Below are 13960 nucleotides of genomic sequence, written 5' to 3' on the forward strand. Positions count from 1 at the left end.
GGTGATGCTCTGTGTCGTCAGTCCCCAGTCCTCATAGTGATCTGGTTGGTGCGTTATACCGCGACCATCGCGCTTGGCTATTGGCGTGGCTGCGACGCAACGTGGCCTGTGCGCAACGGGCCGAGGACCTGAGCCAGGACACCTTTGTGCGCTTGCTGGGTCGCGAGGAGTTGAAGGCGCCCCGCGAGCCGCGCGCGTTCCTGCTGGCGATCGCCAAGGGGCTGTTGTTCGACTACTTCCGTAGGGCCGCGCTCGAACAGGCCTATCTGACCGAACTGATGCTGGTCCCGAAAGGCGAGCAGCCGTCGGTGGAAGAGCAACAACTGATTCTCGAAGACCTGAAGAATATCGATCGCCTGCTTGGAAAATTATCCAGCAAGGCCCGGGCGGCATTCCTCTACAACCGCCTCGACGGCCTCGGCCACGCAGAGATCGCCGAGCGCCTTGGCGTTTCGGTCCCGCGGGTACGGCAATACCTGGCCCAAGGCATGCGGCAATGCTACATCGCGCTTTATGGTGAGCCGACATGACCGCAGCCCTTGGCAAACCGGTCTCGGCGCGCGTTCTCGATGCGGCCATTGCCTGGCAGCTGTCCCTGGATTCTGGCTGCGGCAGTCCCCAGGAGCGGGAAGCATTCGCTCAATGGCACGCCGCCGATGAAGAGCACGCCCGCGCCTGGCAACAGCTCGGCATGCTTGACCAACGCTTGAGCATCGCCAGCGGACCTGCCCGGGCCGCGTTGCTGCAATCGAAGGCCAGCATCCGGCGACGGGTGCGCAAGGTTGGCAGTGGCCTGGCCAGTATCGTCGCGGTCATCGGCCTGGCGCTGTTCGCCGGCGACCGTTACCTGCCGCTGGATTATTGGCTGGCCGACCAGCGCACCGCCACGGGCGAACAGCGCACGTTGCGCCTGGCGGACGGCACGGTGGTCAACCTCAATACCCACAGTGCGCTGGATGTACGTTTCGACGACAAGCAGCGGCTTATCGTTTTGCAGGAAGGCGAGATTCTCGTGGAGACCGGCCACAACGATCCGCGGCCATTCATCGTCGAGACTCGCGAAGGCAGCATGCGCGCCTTGGGCACGCGTTTTCTGGTCAAGCTCGAAGACCAGGGCACACGCTTGAGTGTGTTGAAATCGGCGGTGGCGGCGCACCCGCAGCGCAGCGAAGGAGAACAGATCCTGCGCGAAGGCCAGCAAGTGCTGATGCACCGGGATGGCCTCGGGCCGGCCGTGGCCTTGAACGCGGGGGCCGATGCCTGGACCCGCGGGATGCTGGTGGTGGACAACGCGCGCCTTGAAGATTTGATCCGGGAGCTGGGGCGTTACCGGCGTGGATATCTCGGCGTCGAGCCCCAGGTGGCGGACTTGCGCATCACCGGCAGCTTTCCGCTGCACGACACCGACCTGGCCCTGACCGCCCTGCTGCCGACCTTGCCGGTGCAAATCGAGCATCACACGCGTTGGTGGGTGGTGGTGGGGCCTAGGGCTGAAGCCAAGCGCTGAAGCGTATTGTTGCCAGTGATGGCCTCATGGCGAGCAAGCTCGCTCCCACAGGGGTTTGCACTTCAGTCCCATGTGGGAGCGAGCTTGCTCGCGATGAGGCCATTCGCCCCACCACAAAGCCACCGGCCGCAATCTGAATCTAAATTATTTTCATCCAGCCCTATCACTTTTCGACTTTCATCCGGCACACAGGCAATTGAGAAATATTTCCATTCAGGAGCCGCCGTATGTCCCGTCCGTTTGAGACCCTGTTGCGCCCCAGTCTATTGGCCGTTGCCATTGCCTTGAGCACCCCGTTGGCCTGCGGCCCGTTGCTCGCCGCCGAACAGGCATCTGGCGTTCGTGCCTACAATCTGCCCGCGGCGCCATTGGCCAGCACCCTGAATCAGATCGCCAGCCAGGCCGGTCTCGCCTTGAGCCTGAACCCGTCATTGGCGTCGGGCAAGACCTCCGCCCCGGTCCAGGGCCAATTCGACGCCACCGGCGCCTTGCGCGAGGCCTTGCGCGGTACCGGCCTGCAACTGGAACAAAGCAGCGCCGGCACTTACAGCCTGGTGGCCGTGCCCGAAGGCGTCATGGTGCTGCCGGAAACCAGCGTGATCGGCGCGGGAATCAGCGAAACGGCATGGGGGCCTAGCGAGGGCTACGCTGTGACCCGCACCGCCGCCGGCACCAAGACCGATACCCCGATAGTCGAGCTGCCACGCTCGGTCTCGGTGGTCACGCGCCAGCAGATGGAAGACCGCTCCGTCCTCAACCTCAATGACGCGCTGCGCTACACCGCCGGCGTGCAGAGCAGCGGCTACGGTTCGGACTCGCGTAACGATTGGCTATTGGTGCGCGGTTTCGTGCCAACGCAATTCCTCGATGGCCTGCCGCTGCCCAAGGGCAACTACATCACGACGAAAATCGAACCCTGGAACCTTGAGCGCATCGCAGTGCTTCGCGGCCCTGCTTCCTCGGTCTACGGCCAGACGCCCCCCGGCGGCATGCTCGACATGGTCAGCCGCCGCCCACAGGCTGAAAGCAGCAATGAAGTCCAATTGCAGGCCGGCAGCTACGAGCACAAGCAGATCAACTTCGACAGCACTGGCAAAGTCGATGACGAAGGCCAGTTCCTGTACCGACTCAGCGGCACGGTGCGCGACAGCAACTCCCAGGTCGACCACATCCCGGACAAACGCTACAACATTGCTCCAAGCCTGACGTGGAATATCAACGACGACACTCGCCTGACCTTCCTGTCGCAATACACCCGCGACGACACCGGTATCACTGGGCAATTCCTGCCGCTGCAAGGCACAAAACTGGCCTCGCCGGCGGGCAAGATTTCCCATCACAAGAACCTGGGTGATCCGGACTGGGAGTTCTACGATCGCACCTACTATGCGCTGGGCTACAACTTCGAGCATCGCCTGAACGACACCTGGCAGTTCCGCCAGAATCTGCGCTATACCAAGAGCGATCTGGAATTTCAGGGAATTTCGGCGGGGACGTTCCCACCTGATCAGGCAGTGAGCCCCGACGGGACAGTCAAGCGCAGCGCCGGTATCGTCAACGAAGACATCAGTCAGTTCGCCGTTGATAATAATTTCCAGGCCGACTTCCAGACTGGGGCGCTGAGCCACACCTTACTGCTGGGCCTGGATCACCAGCGCTCCAACGCAAACTCAAAATGGCTATGGGGTACCAACGGCGTCCCCGACAGTAATATTCACAACCCGATCTACGGACAGGATTTTTCCAACGTCCAGTATTTGACCATGTATGACTACAACCAGAAGACCCACCAGACTGGCCTGTACATCCAAGACCAGATCGCTCTGGACAACTGGCGCCTGACCCTTGGCGGCCGTGAGGACTGGATTCACACCGGCACCGTTTTCCACAACCAGAACGACGCGACCAACACCCAGCGCGACAAGAAATTCAGCGGCAACGCCGCATTGAGCTATGTGTTCGATAACGGCGTGACACCGTACGTTTCCTTCGCCCAGTCGTTCCAGGCCGTGGCGGGCTCAGCCGTCAACAGCACTGACTCGTTCAAACCAACTGAAGGCGAGCAGTACGAAGTCGGCATCAAATATCAGCCACCGGGTACCAAAACCCTGTTGACCGCCGCGGTGTTCGACCTGACTCAGCAAAACAACTCCGTCACGGAGAACAACATCACCCGGCAAGTGGGCGAGGTCCGCGTGCGTGGCCTGGAACTGGAAGCGTCCGGCGACGTCACCGACAACCTGAAACTGGTCGGTTCCTACACCTACAACGACAGCGAAATCACCAAGGGCGCCGCGGCCGAAGAAGGCAAGCGCATGGCCCAGGTACCGCGTAACCAGGCCACCGCATGGGCCGACTACACCTGGCATAACGGCCCTCTGGACGGGTTCGGCGTGGGGGCTGGCGTGCGTTATGTCGGCGACACCTATGGCAACACCACCAACACCGATTGGGGTCACGTCGGCTCCTACACGGTGTACGACGCCTCGGCCCACTACGACCTGGGCCGTTTGAACAAGACGCTCAAGGGCGTCACGGTGGCAGTGGACGCGAAAAACATTTTCAACAAGGACTACCTGTCCACCTGCGATGGTTTCTATTGCTACTACGGCGACCAACGCAACGTCGTCGCCAGCGTGAATTACAAATGGTAAACGGTTAGCATTTGCGCAAACTTCTTTGAGGGCACCTGCAACTGAGCTCAATCAGTCAGATGAATGCCTGTGGGACGAGTCTTTGTGGGAGCGAGCTTGCTCGCGATGGCGGTGAGTCAGCTGCGTTGATCTTGACTGACACTTCGCTTTCGCGAGCAAGCTCGCTCCCACACAAGCTGGCTCCCGTAGGTTTCACGGTTGGCTGAACGACCTCAAGCATCGTCGCCCTTCAGCATTCGGATCGATCATGAAAAGCAAAACCATCCGCCGCTGGTCCTTCGTCCACACCTGGACCAGCCTGATCTGCACGGTGTTCCTGCTGATGTTGGCAATCACCGGGTTGCCGTTGATTTTCCATCATGAGATCGAGCACCTGTTGGGCGATGCGCCAGAGCTGCGGGAGATGCCGGCCGGCACGCCGCCGCTGGACCTGCAACAACTGGTGGAAAAAGCCAAGGCCCATCGCCCGGGCGAGGTGGTCCAGTATTTTGGCTGGGACGAGGACGACCCCAACGGCATCATCACCATCATGGCGCCGACGCCGGGCACCGAACCCAACTCCTCCCACACGTTCATGCTCGATGCACGCACGGGCGAAGCCCTGGAGATGCCCTCGGCCAACGGCGGTTTCATGATGGTCATGCTGCGCCTGCACGTGGACATGTTCGCCGGTTTGCCGGGCAAGTTGCTGCTGGCGTTCATGGGTTTGCTGTTCGTGATCGCCATCGTCTCCGGCGTGGTGCTGTATTTGCCATTCATGCGCCGCTTGAAGTTCGCCACGGTGCGCCAGGACAAATCAACGCGCCTGCGCTGGCTCGACCTGCACAACCTGATCGGCGTGGTCACCCTGGTCTGGGCGCTGACCGTCGGCGTGACTGGCGTGATCGCCGCCTGCGCCGACCTGATCATTGCCGCATGGCGCAACGATAGCCTCAGTGCCATGGTCGAGCCCTATCGCAACGCGCCGCCATTGACCGAGCTGGCCCCGGCAACCCGCTTGCTGGACATTGCCAAGGATGTCGCTCCCGGCATGGAGCCGAGCTTCATCGCCTTCCCCGGCACGCTGTTTTCCAGCGAGCACCATTACAGCGTGTTCATGAAAGGCAGCACTCACCTGACCTCCCATCTGCTGACGCCTGTACTGATCGACGCCAGCACCCTGGATGTCACCGCCGTGGCCGAACGGCCGTGGTACATGGACATGATGAGCCTGTCCCTGCCTTTGCATTTCGGCGACTACGGTGGCCGGCCAATGCAGATCTTCTGGGCGACCCTGGACATCCTGACCATCATCGTCCTGGGCAGTGGTGTTTATCTGTGGGTGGTTCGGCGCAAGACCGCCAAGCGCGCAATCGTCGGCGCGGAGGTCGAAGCGTGAGGCCTCGGCAGTCGAATTTCTGGAAGGTGTTTGGTATCCCCGTGGTCATCGGCGCTTTGAGCGCGGCGGGGCTGTTTTCGGCATTGTTGGGCGATGGCGCGTGGGATGCGGTGAGTTGGGTGGGCTTGGGCGTACCGACGGTGCTGGGGACCTGGGGTTTGTTCAAGCGCCGATAATTCCAGCGCGGCAATAAACCTGTGGGAGCATTCGATACTCGCCAGCCGCCGTGCAACTGTCTAGGCTAAGCCCCAGCCCGCCCCATCGAGGATCTCTGCATGTCCAGCCCCAGCATGACCCTGTTCCACAACCCCGCGTCCCCCTTCGTCCGCAAGGTGCTGGTGCTGCTGCACGAAACCGGCCAGCAGGACCGTGTGGCGTTGCAGTTGAGTCAACTCACGCCGGTCAAGCCCGACCGGGCGCTGATCGAAGAAAACCCGTTGAGCAAGATCCCGGCCTTGCGCCTGGCCAACGGGACGGTGATCCACGACAGCCGCGTCATTCTTGATTACCTCGATCACCAGCATGTCGGCAACCCGCTGATCCCCCGCGAGGGCGCGGCCCGCTGGCGGCGCTTGACCTTGGCCTCCCTGGCCGACGGGATCATGGACGCGGCGGTGATGATCCGCTACGAGACCGCGCTGCGCCCCACGGAAAAACACTGGGCCGAATGGCTCGATGCGCAACGGGACAAGATTCGCCGCGCCCTGGCCCTGCTCGAAGCCGAGGCGATTGCCGAACTGGCCTGTCATTTCGACATCGCCTCCATCAGCGTCGCCTGCGCCCTGGGTTACCTGGACCTGCGCCATCCGGACCTGGAATGGCGCAAGTCCAATCCCCAGCTAGCGGCGTGGTTTGCCGAGGTGAGCTTGCGGCCTTCGATGCTCGAGACGGTGCCCAGGGTTTAATTTTTACTGGATATCACGACTTTTTCGCCAGCAGGCTCGCCCCCCATTGATCGTGTGGTCCCTGTGGGAGCGAGCCTGCTCGCGAAGGCCGCGCACCGGATCCATCGGAAACAACCCAGCAATTCGCTTCACCAGCAGCTCTCCCAACCACTGATCCTCCCGCAACCCCAGCGACCGACTCATTTCACCTCTCCCAGATCGAAGCTCATCGCCGCAACAGGCTTCGCGCCCACGCCGTACCAGTCCAGCTTGCGGGTCAATACCATGAACACACCGAGCAGGCCGAACAGCAGCAGCGAGCCCATCAACAGCGCGTAGTCTTCAGCGCTTAGCAACCCATAGAGCAAACCGTACAACCCCGCCAACCCGGCTGAAAAACCCAGGCCGTGGCTGACGCTGCGCAGCACATGGCAGACATAAAAGCCGATCAACACCACGCAGGCACTGGCCGAGACCAGGTACGCCAGGGTGAAGCCTATGTGTTCCGAAAGCGACAACAGCAATAGATAGAAGAAGGCCAGGGCCACGCCCACCAGTGCGTATTGGACCGGGTGCACCGCCAGGCTCTTGAGCACTTCGAAGAGGAAGAACCCGGCGAACGTCAACGCAATGAACAGCAGCGCGTATTTGATCGCCCGATCGCTCTTGAGGTATTGGTCCACCGGATCGACGAAACTCACGCCGAATGCACGGCTGCGGAATGCTTCGCAGCCATCGCTGGGCTCGCATGCCTGCAATGTTTCCAAGAGGTTGGTGGAGAAAAACGAGGTCTGCCAATCGGCACTGAAGCCCTGCTCGTTGACCTCGCGATCGACCGGCAGGTAGTTGCCGATAAAGCTGGGGTGCGGCCAGTCGGCGGAGAGGTGCACCTTGGTGGACTTGCCCACCGGCAGGATCTGCAATTCACCGGTACCTTGCAGGCGCAGGTCGAAGCCGAAGGTCAGCTCGGGGCTGCCTTGGGCGGTGATCATGGGCAGCGGTACATGCACGCCTTGCCCAAGCCAGCCAAGCCGCGAGCCGGGAAGGAAGTCGACGGTTTGCTGGTTCAGCGTCAGGGTCAAGGCATTCTCGATGCCGCGAATGTCGCTGATACCGACGCTCAGGTACGGCTCGTCAAAGCGATAGTCGGCGAAATCCTTCGCGGCGACGCCATAACGCTCCGGCACCTTGAAGCGCCCATCGATCCGATTGTCAGCGTGAAACAAGCGCGCCTCGTAGATACCCCGGGCGCGGGTTTCGGTGCGCACCTGGCCGTCGAGTTCGAATTGCTCCGGCAAAAAGTACAACTCACCACTTCGTTCGACGGTTTCCAGGAAACGCACGCCCGTCTTTTCGTTGGTATTCCAGACTTTCACGTCCTTGCGAAACGGCACGACGATCATCGGCCCGATCAGTTGCTGGCTGTGACTGGAACTGCGGGCGATGTCCTGCAGCACCCCGTCGCGCAGCTCTTGGCGCTCATCGATAAGGCCGCTGATCATCAACAACGGAATCATCAGCAAGAGGATCAAGAGGGCAATCATGCCCAGTTTTATAGCGAGACTGCGGTTCATGTGAGGCTCTCCCTGTTCGAATGAGGGAGAGTCTGGCGTGCCTGTGTGGGAGGTTTATGGGTGGAATGTGGAGATTGTGTGGAGAGTAGAAGTTATCCGACCCAAAGAGAAACCTGTGGCGAGGGAGCTTGCTCCCGCTCGGCTGCGAAGCAGTCGCAAACGGGGCCGCTACGCAGCCCAGCGGGAGCAAGCTCCCTCGCCACAACTGTATTTCATTGCCAAGAACGTGGTCTCAGGGCAACCGCAGCACCACCTCCACCCCGCCCTCGACATTGCCGATACTGAACGCCCCGCCATGCAACTGCACCACTTCCTCGACGAAGTTCAGCCCCAGGCCCGTGCTCTTGCGACCAGTACCCGGGCGAGGCAACGAGTAAAAACGCTCGCTCAAACGAGGCAGCGCATAGTCGGGAATCGGTTCAGCCTGGTTGAACAGGCGGATTTCGACACAGGTGCCGATGCGCTCGGCGCTGATCCGCAGCAGGCCTTCGGCGGGCGTGAAGTCCAAGGCGTTTTCCAGCAGGTTGCCCAGAGCCTGGCGCAGCAAGAACGCCTCCCCCGTCAACGTCAGGTCAGGCGCCATGTGCCGCTCGATGCGCAACTGCCGGTTTTCGATCCAGCCGCCGCGTGCTTCCAGCAGCTCCTCCATCAACGCCGCGACCGGCACCGCCACCACGTCTTCCAGGCCTTGCCGCTGCTCGACCTGGGCCAGGTTGAGCAAACGCTCGATCAACTGCTGCATCCGCACGCTTTCGCTGTCGATGTTGCTGACGAAACGCTGGTGCTGGGCGGCCGGCATGTCGCTCTGCAGCAGCTCGGCGGCGCCGCGAATCGCCGCCAGCGGACTCTTGAGCTCATGGGTCAGGGTATGTACGTATCGCTCGACATACGCCTTGCCTTCAAGCTGGGTGCGCATATGCTCCACCGCCCCCGCCAATTGTTCGAACTCGCCGCCGCGATAGTGCGGCACCTCCACCCGACGGCCCTGGCTGACCGCCTGGGCATAAGCCGTCAAGCGCCGCAATGCCGCGCTGAGCCACCACGACAGCAAGGCGCCGAGCAACAGGCCAAGGCCGATCAGACCGGCGCCGTAGGCGAGCAAACGCCGCTCCGTGCGGTCGACGTAAGGCTGCAAGGAGCTATTGGGCTTGGCCACCGTCACCACGCCGATGATCCGGCCGTTGTCACGGATCGGCGCCCCGACATGCATCACCGAAGACGCCGGGTCATCCGGATCGCTGCGGGTCGAACGGGCGCCATAGTGACCGCGCAGCGTCAGGTAGACGTCGTTCCAGCGCGAATAGTCCTGCCCCACTGCCGCGCCGCTGGAATCGAGCACCACGATGCCGTTGGCGTCGGTGACGTAGATGCGGTGGCTGACCTGGTTTTTCGGCAGCCCCCAGATTGTCGCGGCCGGCTGGCGCTCACCATAGGATTTGAGCAGTTGCGGCCAGCGGTTCTGGCTAAGCGTTCCGGCCTTGAAATCGTCCCGCAGGATCTCAGCCATCAGGTTGGCCGTGTCCACCAGGGTTTCCTCGGTGGACTGGCGCACACCGGGGCGGATTTCCTCCATGACCGTGTTGAGCACGAAATACCCGGCCAAGCCAATAAACAACACATAGGCAAGGAAGATACGAATGCCCAGTGACATCAGCTGTGCCCCGGGCTGTAGCTGTAGCCGAGCCCCCGATGAGTCTGGATCGGCTCGGCCTCGGCCCGGACCAGGCGCAGTTTGGCACGCAGGCTCTTGATATGACTGTCGATCGTGCGCTCGTAACCGGCGTCGCTGGCCACGCCCAGGGCATCGAGCAACTGTTCGCGGCTGAAGACCCGTTCGGGCTGGTCCAGCAAACAGTGCAACAAGCGAAACTCGTGGCGCGTGAGGTTCAGCGGTTTGCCGCGATAGTTGATCTGCACGCGATCAGGGTCGACCTGGAACAACGCTGTCCCCGTTTCGGCGATCGGTCGCGGCGCCACTCGCTTGAGGATGGCGCGGACCCTGGCGGCCACTTCCCGAGGGCTGAAGGGTTTGACCACGTAGTCGTCGGCACCAATCTCCAAGCCCACCACCCGATCAATCTCGCCGTCCCGAGCTGTAAGAAAGATGACCGGGACGTCGCTGAAACGTCTGAGATTCTTACACGTCTCAAAACCACTGATATCTGGGAGGCCTACATCGAGAATGATCAGGTCCGCCGGCGTGTTTTTCTGGTGCTCGAGGGCAGCTGCGCCAAGGCTCAGCCAAGTGGTGTCAAAGCCTTCGCCCTGCAGGGCAAACACCAGCGTATCGGCAATGGCGGCTTCGTCTTCGACAATCAGAATATGAGGCATGGCGTCCGAGCCCGACAGGAAAGTTGCCGGAACGGTGCCCCAAGCCTCGGGGCACGTCAATCGCGCAAATCAACAGTCCGGTTTATCCGCTGTAAACCGCCGTGCCGGGTTGACCGCCGCCTTGAATTCGCGCAAGGCCTTGGCGCCGATCAGTAGCGGGTAGTTGAAGCTACTGCGGTCGGTCAGGTTGACCTCGACGGTGCGCTTGACGTTACCCAGGCACATTTCCAGTTCCACCACCGGACGTTTGCTCGGGGCGATCTTTTCATCGTCGTCCTCGTCCTCTTCTGAACGGGTCTTGATCTTGCTGATGCGGGCAATCTTATGCTCGTAGATCTTGTTGCTCGCGTCTTTGGTTGCCAGGCGAAACCGTACCCAATCATCGCCGTCACGGGTGAACGTCTCGATGTCCTTGGCCGACAGCGAAGCGGTCAGCGCACCGGTGTCCATTTTCGCCTTGAGCACTTCGCCGCCCATTTCCGGCAGCGCTATGTATTCATAGCGCCCGTACAAGGTGGGTTCGGCGGCCAGTACTGGAAGGGCCACCAGGGAAAGCAGGGCTAGAACGGATTTCATGTAGGAGGCTTCCATTGTGGGAGTGGGATTTTAGACCGTGGTCGGTGAATTCGTTCGGTTGACTTCGACAGGGATGGCTACGGGACATCCAGCCTATCGATCAAAAGGTGAAACATTCGTCCATCGCGATTTGGCCTGTCGCTCGAAGCTGCTTATCATGGCCCGCCCACCCGTTTGCAAGAGTCATCTATGCGCCGCCTGCTCACCGGCTGTCTCGTCACCCTGTTGCTGCTGCTCAACACCTTGGTGCTGTTCGGACCGCTCATGGTGTTTGCGCTCTTGAAACTGGTCCTGCCCGGGCGTTTTCGCGACTACGCCTCGTTGGCGGTCATGTGGATCGCCGAGACCTGGGCCGAAATCGACAAACTGATCTTTGCCCTGTGCATCCCCACTCGCTGGGACATTCGCGGTGGCGAAGGCCTGCGCGGCGACACCTCCTACCTGGTGATCAGCAACCACCAATCCTGGGTGGACATCCCCGCTCTGGTCCAGGCCCTCAACCGGCGCACGCCTTTTTTCAAGTTTTTCCTCAAGAAGGAACTGATCTGGGTGCCCTTCCTTGGCTTGGCCTGGTGGGCGCTGGATTACCCCTTCATGAAACGCTACACCAAGGCCTTCCTGGCGAAGAACCCGGAACTGGCTGGTCGCGATCTGGAAATCACCAAGGCCGCCTGTGAGCTGTTCAAGCGCCAACCGGTCACTGTGGTGAACTACCTTGAAGGCACGCGTTACACAACGGCCAAAAGCCAGGCGCAGCAATCGCCCTTCGCTCACCTGCTCAAGCCCAAGGCCGGCGGGGTGGCATTCGTGCTGGCGGCGATGGGCGAGCAACTGGACGCGGTGCTGGACGTAACAGTGGTCTACGCGCAAGAGCGGATTCCAGGTTTTTGGGACTTGATCAGCGGGGCGGTGCCCAAGGTCATCATCGACATCCAGACCCGCGAACTGGACCCGACGCTATGGCAGGGCGATTACGAGAACGACCCCGTGTTTCGCCAGCACGTCCAGGACTGGGTCAACTTGCTGTGGGCCGAAAAAGATCGGCGTATTGCTGCGCTGCGCAGCGAAGGCCGGCTTGGGTAACACCTTCTAAGCTGAGAATTGAGGTTTATCGCGAAAAAATCAGATCACGCCATGGGTAGTTCCAAATCGAGATAAAAAACTGTCAGGGTTGACAGTAGCCCTCACCGGACACAGCCGTAACGATGTCGCCGAGAATTAAATTGGAGACATGCACATGCGATATTTCATTGGAGGCGGCGCGGGAATGATGCTGCTGATAATCGGCCATGTTCAGGCTGGAGAAGCTTCTTGTCCGGCCTTGACACAACCCCAGGACGACACTGCAACTGTCAATATCCAGGATGCTCCTGACTGGCAGAGCCAAACCATCGTGCAAGAGCTCAACCCTGCGTCACTACAATTTGACGAAGCGGAATTCGCGATCCAGAACCAGACGAATATCAACAGGTCAGCGTGATCTACCAGCACTGCGAGACGAAACTTACCTTTGATTACCTTACACCGGGATTGAACGGTCATTGCACAAGCCTCGGCACCCGTGCTTGCCAATTTCGGAACAGCAGCGATTATTTCAGTCTCAGATTTTGATGAGTCCGTGGCGGATTTTCGAGGTCGCCACCTTCATCAAACACCTGCGCCAGCCGCACTGCGGGAAAGCCAGGCTGGCCGCCGCTGAAGAATAGCTTTTCTATCGCTCACAAGTTTCTACATAACAGAGAAACTTCCTACAGCAAACTCCGAAACTTCCAATTTCTTTTGTATTTATCTCACACTAGAGCAGTGAGCCGATATATATCTATACATAATTGCGGATTGACATAAAGGACTGTCAACTCTGACAGTAGCCCGACCTGGAAACAGCCGTAAGAATAGCCATGGGCCGAGCCAGGAGGCGCGACATGTTTAAGATACGAGCCGGCGGCGTGGGGGTATTGCTAGGGGTTATTGGCCAGGTTAACGCTGGCGAAATAACCTGCCCCGCGGCCACGGACATACACAGAAACATCGAGGCGGTAGAAGATGTTTATTTTGTCGAAGGGCACGATGAGTTCGAATGGCGGAGCGAAAACCTCGTGGATTTGGTCAACCCGAGAAAACTGTTATTTGAAGGCGCGGAGTATGTACAGCACGAAGAGAGCGAGGACGAAGAAGAACTTGCCATTCGTACCACCATCACATGCCGATATGGCGATATGAATCTGGTCATGCAATATCCGCACGTCCAAGAACCCACCTTTTCGCCGTGGATAAACAATAACTGTAAAAGCCAGGATGTTAACGAGTGCCAACTCATCAATGCCGATTATTTTCAAGTCAGCTTTGATTAAGGTCAGGTACGTAGTCCGAGTTTCGCTACTCCAAACCTGCTCTGCCATTCCCGCTGGGGTTACCGTAAAGTGCGGCATCTTCTTACCAGAGCATGCTCATGAATGTACAAATCGGTGGCGCCACCCTCGCCGTCATCCTGACCGGCATGCTGATTGTCCTGGGCGTCAATGAATGCCAGCGTGGCCCTTTGAATCCGGATCTTGCCGACAACCTCAGTGACGAGCAGAAGGCATGGCTGACGGTTGAACATCGCATCAAACGCTCGGACCCGGCCCTTACCGAAGTCATCCGCAACCAGCAATCCTTGACCGTCTTCTACCGTCCAGACGCTGCCACGCAGGCGTCAGAACCATGGGTGGAGCACATGTTGCGCGTGGTTGGGCATGGCCTGGCCGCACTCAACTACGCGCCCGGCGCCAAGCAATACACACACGTCACGATCAAGGCGCGGATGCTTGTCGATGATGATGTGGAACTGGTTTACGACATGCCGGGTTTTGACGCAATCAAGACGCAACAGGGCGGCTACGTGACCTTTGCCAGCATGCCGCGAAGCATGGTGTTCAGTCGCGAGGCCTTGACCCGGGCCCAGGATTATTGCCGTGGCCCCAGTGCCCGGGGGTTTTATCCCGAATTCTGCGAACGGGTCCTGCCACCGCAGGGTCCTGAATAAAAAGGGCGACATCACTGCCGCCCTTTTTCCG

14 protein-coding genes are annotated in these 13960 nt (G+C 60.1%); 10 read left to right on the forward strand and 4 right to left on the reverse strand.

What is annotated here, in order from left to right; translation table 11 throughout:
* The first annotated feature begins 11 nt into the window (after positions 1 to 11).
* From ACLK1G_RS07840 to ACLK1G_RS07865, 6 genes are all read left to right on the forward strand, one after another.
* Positions 12 to 530, forward strand: a complete 519-nt coding sequence (locus tag ACLK1G_RS07840; protein ID WP_420764918.1) for an RNA polymerase sigma factor — start codon at positions 12 to 14, stop codon at positions 528 to 530.
* A complete protein-coding gene (locus ACLK1G_RS07845; protein WP_420764919.1) occupies positions 527 to 1507 on the forward strand; it encodes a FecR domain-containing protein in 981 nt (326 codons plus the stop codon). The genes ACLK1G_RS07840 and ACLK1G_RS07845 overlap by 4 nt, the downstream gene beginning before the upstream one ends.
* A 227-nt stretch (positions 1508 to 1734) precedes the next feature.
* Positions 1735 to 4161 (forward strand): TonB-dependent siderophore receptor, encoded by a 2427-nt coding sequence (locus ACLK1G_RS07850; RefSeq protein WP_420764920.1) that lies wholly within the window; start codon positions 1735 to 1737, stop codon positions 4159 to 4161.
* 247 nt (positions 4162 to 4408) lie between these two features.
* Positions 4409 to 5539: a PepSY-associated TM helix domain-containing protein gene (locus ACLK1G_RS07855; RefSeq protein WP_420764921.1), complete on the forward strand. Its 1131-nt coding sequence runs from the start codon at positions 4409 to 4411 to the stop codon at positions 5537 to 5539.
* A complete protein-coding gene (locus ACLK1G_RS07860) occupies positions 5536 to 5715 on the forward strand; it encodes a hypothetical protein (RefSeq protein WP_420764922.1) in 180 nt (59 codons plus the stop codon). Before ACLK1G_RS07855 ends, ACLK1G_RS07860 begins: the two co-directional genes overlap by 4 nt.
* A 99-nt stretch (positions 5716 to 5814) precedes the next feature.
* On the forward strand, positions 5815 to 6444 hold the full coding sequence (locus ACLK1G_RS07865; RefSeq protein ID WP_420764923.1) for a glutathione S-transferase: 630 nt from the start codon (positions 5815 to 5817) through the stop codon (positions 6442 to 6444).
* 179 nt (positions 6445 to 6623) lie between these two features.
* On the opposite strand, the gene creD is transcribed toward ACLK1G_RS07865, so the two are convergent.
* The 4 genes from creD to rloA2 all read right to left on the reverse strand — a co-directional run bounded on the left by creD (position 6624) and on the right by rloA2 (position 10904).
* A complete protein-coding gene (creD, locus tag ACLK1G_RS07870) occupies positions 6624 to 7997 on the reverse strand; it encodes a cell envelope integrity protein CreD (RefSeq protein WP_420764924.1) in 1374 nt (457 codons plus the stop codon).
* A 232-nt stretch (positions 7998 to 8229) separates the two neighbouring features.
* On the reverse strand, positions 8230 to 9648 hold the full coding sequence (gene creC / locus ACLK1G_RS07875) for a two-component system sensor histidine kinase CreC (RefSeq protein WP_420764925.1): 1419 nt from the start codon (positions 9646 to 9648) through the stop codon (positions 8230 to 8232).
* Positions 9648 to 10328 (reverse strand): two-component system response regulator CreB, encoded by a 681-nt coding sequence (gene creB / locus ACLK1G_RS07880; protein ID WP_420764926.1) that lies wholly within the window; start codon positions 10326 to 10328, stop codon positions 9648 to 9650. The genes creC and creB overlap by 1 nt, the downstream gene beginning before the upstream one ends.
* Before the next feature lie 69 nt (positions 10329 to 10397).
* The gene (gene rloA2, locus ACLK1G_RS07885) at positions 10398 to 10904 is read right to left on the reverse strand and encodes a retropepsin-like aspartic peptidase RloA2 (RefSeq protein ID WP_420764927.1); all 507 of its coding nucleotides are present in this window, start codon (positions 10902 to 10904) and stop codon (positions 10398 to 10400) included.
* A gap of 189 nt (positions 10905 to 11093) precedes the next feature.
* Here rloA2 and yihG point away from each other — a divergent pair, with 189 nt between their 5' ends.
* The 4 genes from yihG (at position 11094) to ACLK1G_RS07905 (ending at position 13929) form a co-directional block, all read left to right on the forward strand.
* Positions 11094 to 11987 carry a 1-acylglycerol-3-phosphate O-acyltransferase, YihG family gene (gene yihG / locus ACLK1G_RS07890; RefSeq protein WP_420764928.1) on the forward strand — a complete coding sequence of 298 codons (894 nt, stop codon included), beginning with the start codon at positions 11094 to 11096 and terminating at the stop codon, positions 11985 to 11987.
* Positions 11988 to 12141: 154 nt separating this feature from the next.
* The gene (locus ACLK1G_RS07895) at positions 12142 to 12384 is read left to right on the forward strand and encodes a hypothetical protein (RefSeq protein WP_420764929.1); all 243 of its coding nucleotides are present in this window, start codon (positions 12142 to 12144) and stop codon (positions 12382 to 12384) included.
* A gap of 442 nt (positions 12385 to 12826) precedes the next feature.
* Positions 12827 to 13255 (forward strand): DUF3757 domain-containing protein, encoded by a 429-nt coding sequence (locus ACLK1G_RS07900; RefSeq protein ID WP_420764930.1) that lies wholly within the window; start codon positions 12827 to 12829, stop codon positions 13253 to 13255.
* A 98-nt stretch (positions 13256 to 13353) separates the two neighbouring features.
* Positions 13354 to 13929: a hypothetical protein gene (locus ACLK1G_RS07905; protein WP_420764931.1), complete on the forward strand. Its 576-nt coding sequence runs from the start codon at positions 13354 to 13356 to the stop codon at positions 13927 to 13929.
* Positions 13930 to 13960 lie beyond the last annotated feature (31 nt).

It is taken from the genome of Pseudomonas algeriensis (genome assembly GCF_048847255.1).
Taxonomy (GTDB): Bacteria; Pseudomonadota; Gammaproteobacteria; order Pseudomonadales; family Pseudomonadaceae; genus Aquipseudomonas.

Excerpts from the sequence above, each read along its gene's own strand:
- ACLK1G_RS07845 (WP_420764919.1), top strand. The coding sequence starts at position 527 with ATGACCGCAGCCCTTGGCAAACCGGTCTCGGCGCGCGTTCTCGATGCG.
- ACLK1G_RS07850 (WP_420764920.1), top strand. The coding sequence starts at position 1,735 with ATGTCCCGTCCGTTTGAGACCCTGTTGCGCCCCAGTCTATTGGCCGTT.
- ACLK1G_RS07855 (WP_420764921.1), top strand. The coding sequence starts at position 4,409 with ATGAAAAGCAAAACCATCCGCCGCTGGTCCTTCGTCCACACCTGGACC.
- ACLK1G_RS07865 (WP_420764923.1), top strand. The coding sequence starts at position 5,815 with ATGTCCAGCCCCAGCATGACCCTGTTCCACAACCCCGCGTCCCCCTTC.
- creD (WP_420764924.1), bottom strand. The coding sequence starts at position 7,997 with ATGAACCGCAGTCTCGCTATAAAACTGGGCATGATTGCCCTCTTGATC.
- creC (WP_420764925.1), bottom strand. The coding sequence starts at position 9,648 with ATGTCACTGGGCATTCGTATCTTCCTTGCCTATGTGTTGTTTATTGGC.
- creB (WP_420764926.1), bottom strand. The coding sequence starts at position 10,328 with ATGCCTCATATTCTGATTGTCGAAGACGAAGCCGCCATTGCCGATACG.
- rloA2 (WP_420764927.1), bottom strand. The coding sequence starts at position 10,904 with ATGAAATCCGTTCTAGCCCTGCTTTCCCTGGTGGCCCTTCCAGTACTG.
- yihG (WP_420764928.1), top strand. The coding sequence starts at position 11,094 with ATGCGCCGCCTGCTCACCGGCTGTCTCGTCACCCTGTTGCTGCTGCTC.
- ACLK1G_RS07895 (WP_420764929.1), top strand. The coding sequence starts at position 12,142 with ATGCGATATTTCATTGGAGGCGGCGCGGGAATGATGCTGCTGATAATC.
- ACLK1G_RS07900 (WP_420764930.1), top strand. The coding sequence starts at position 12,827 with ATGTTTAAGATACGAGCCGGCGGCGTGGGGGTATTGCTAGGGGTTATT.
- ACLK1G_RS07905 (WP_420764931.1), top strand. The coding sequence starts at position 13,354 with ATGAATGTACAAATCGGTGGCGCCACCCTCGCCGTCATCCTGACCGGC.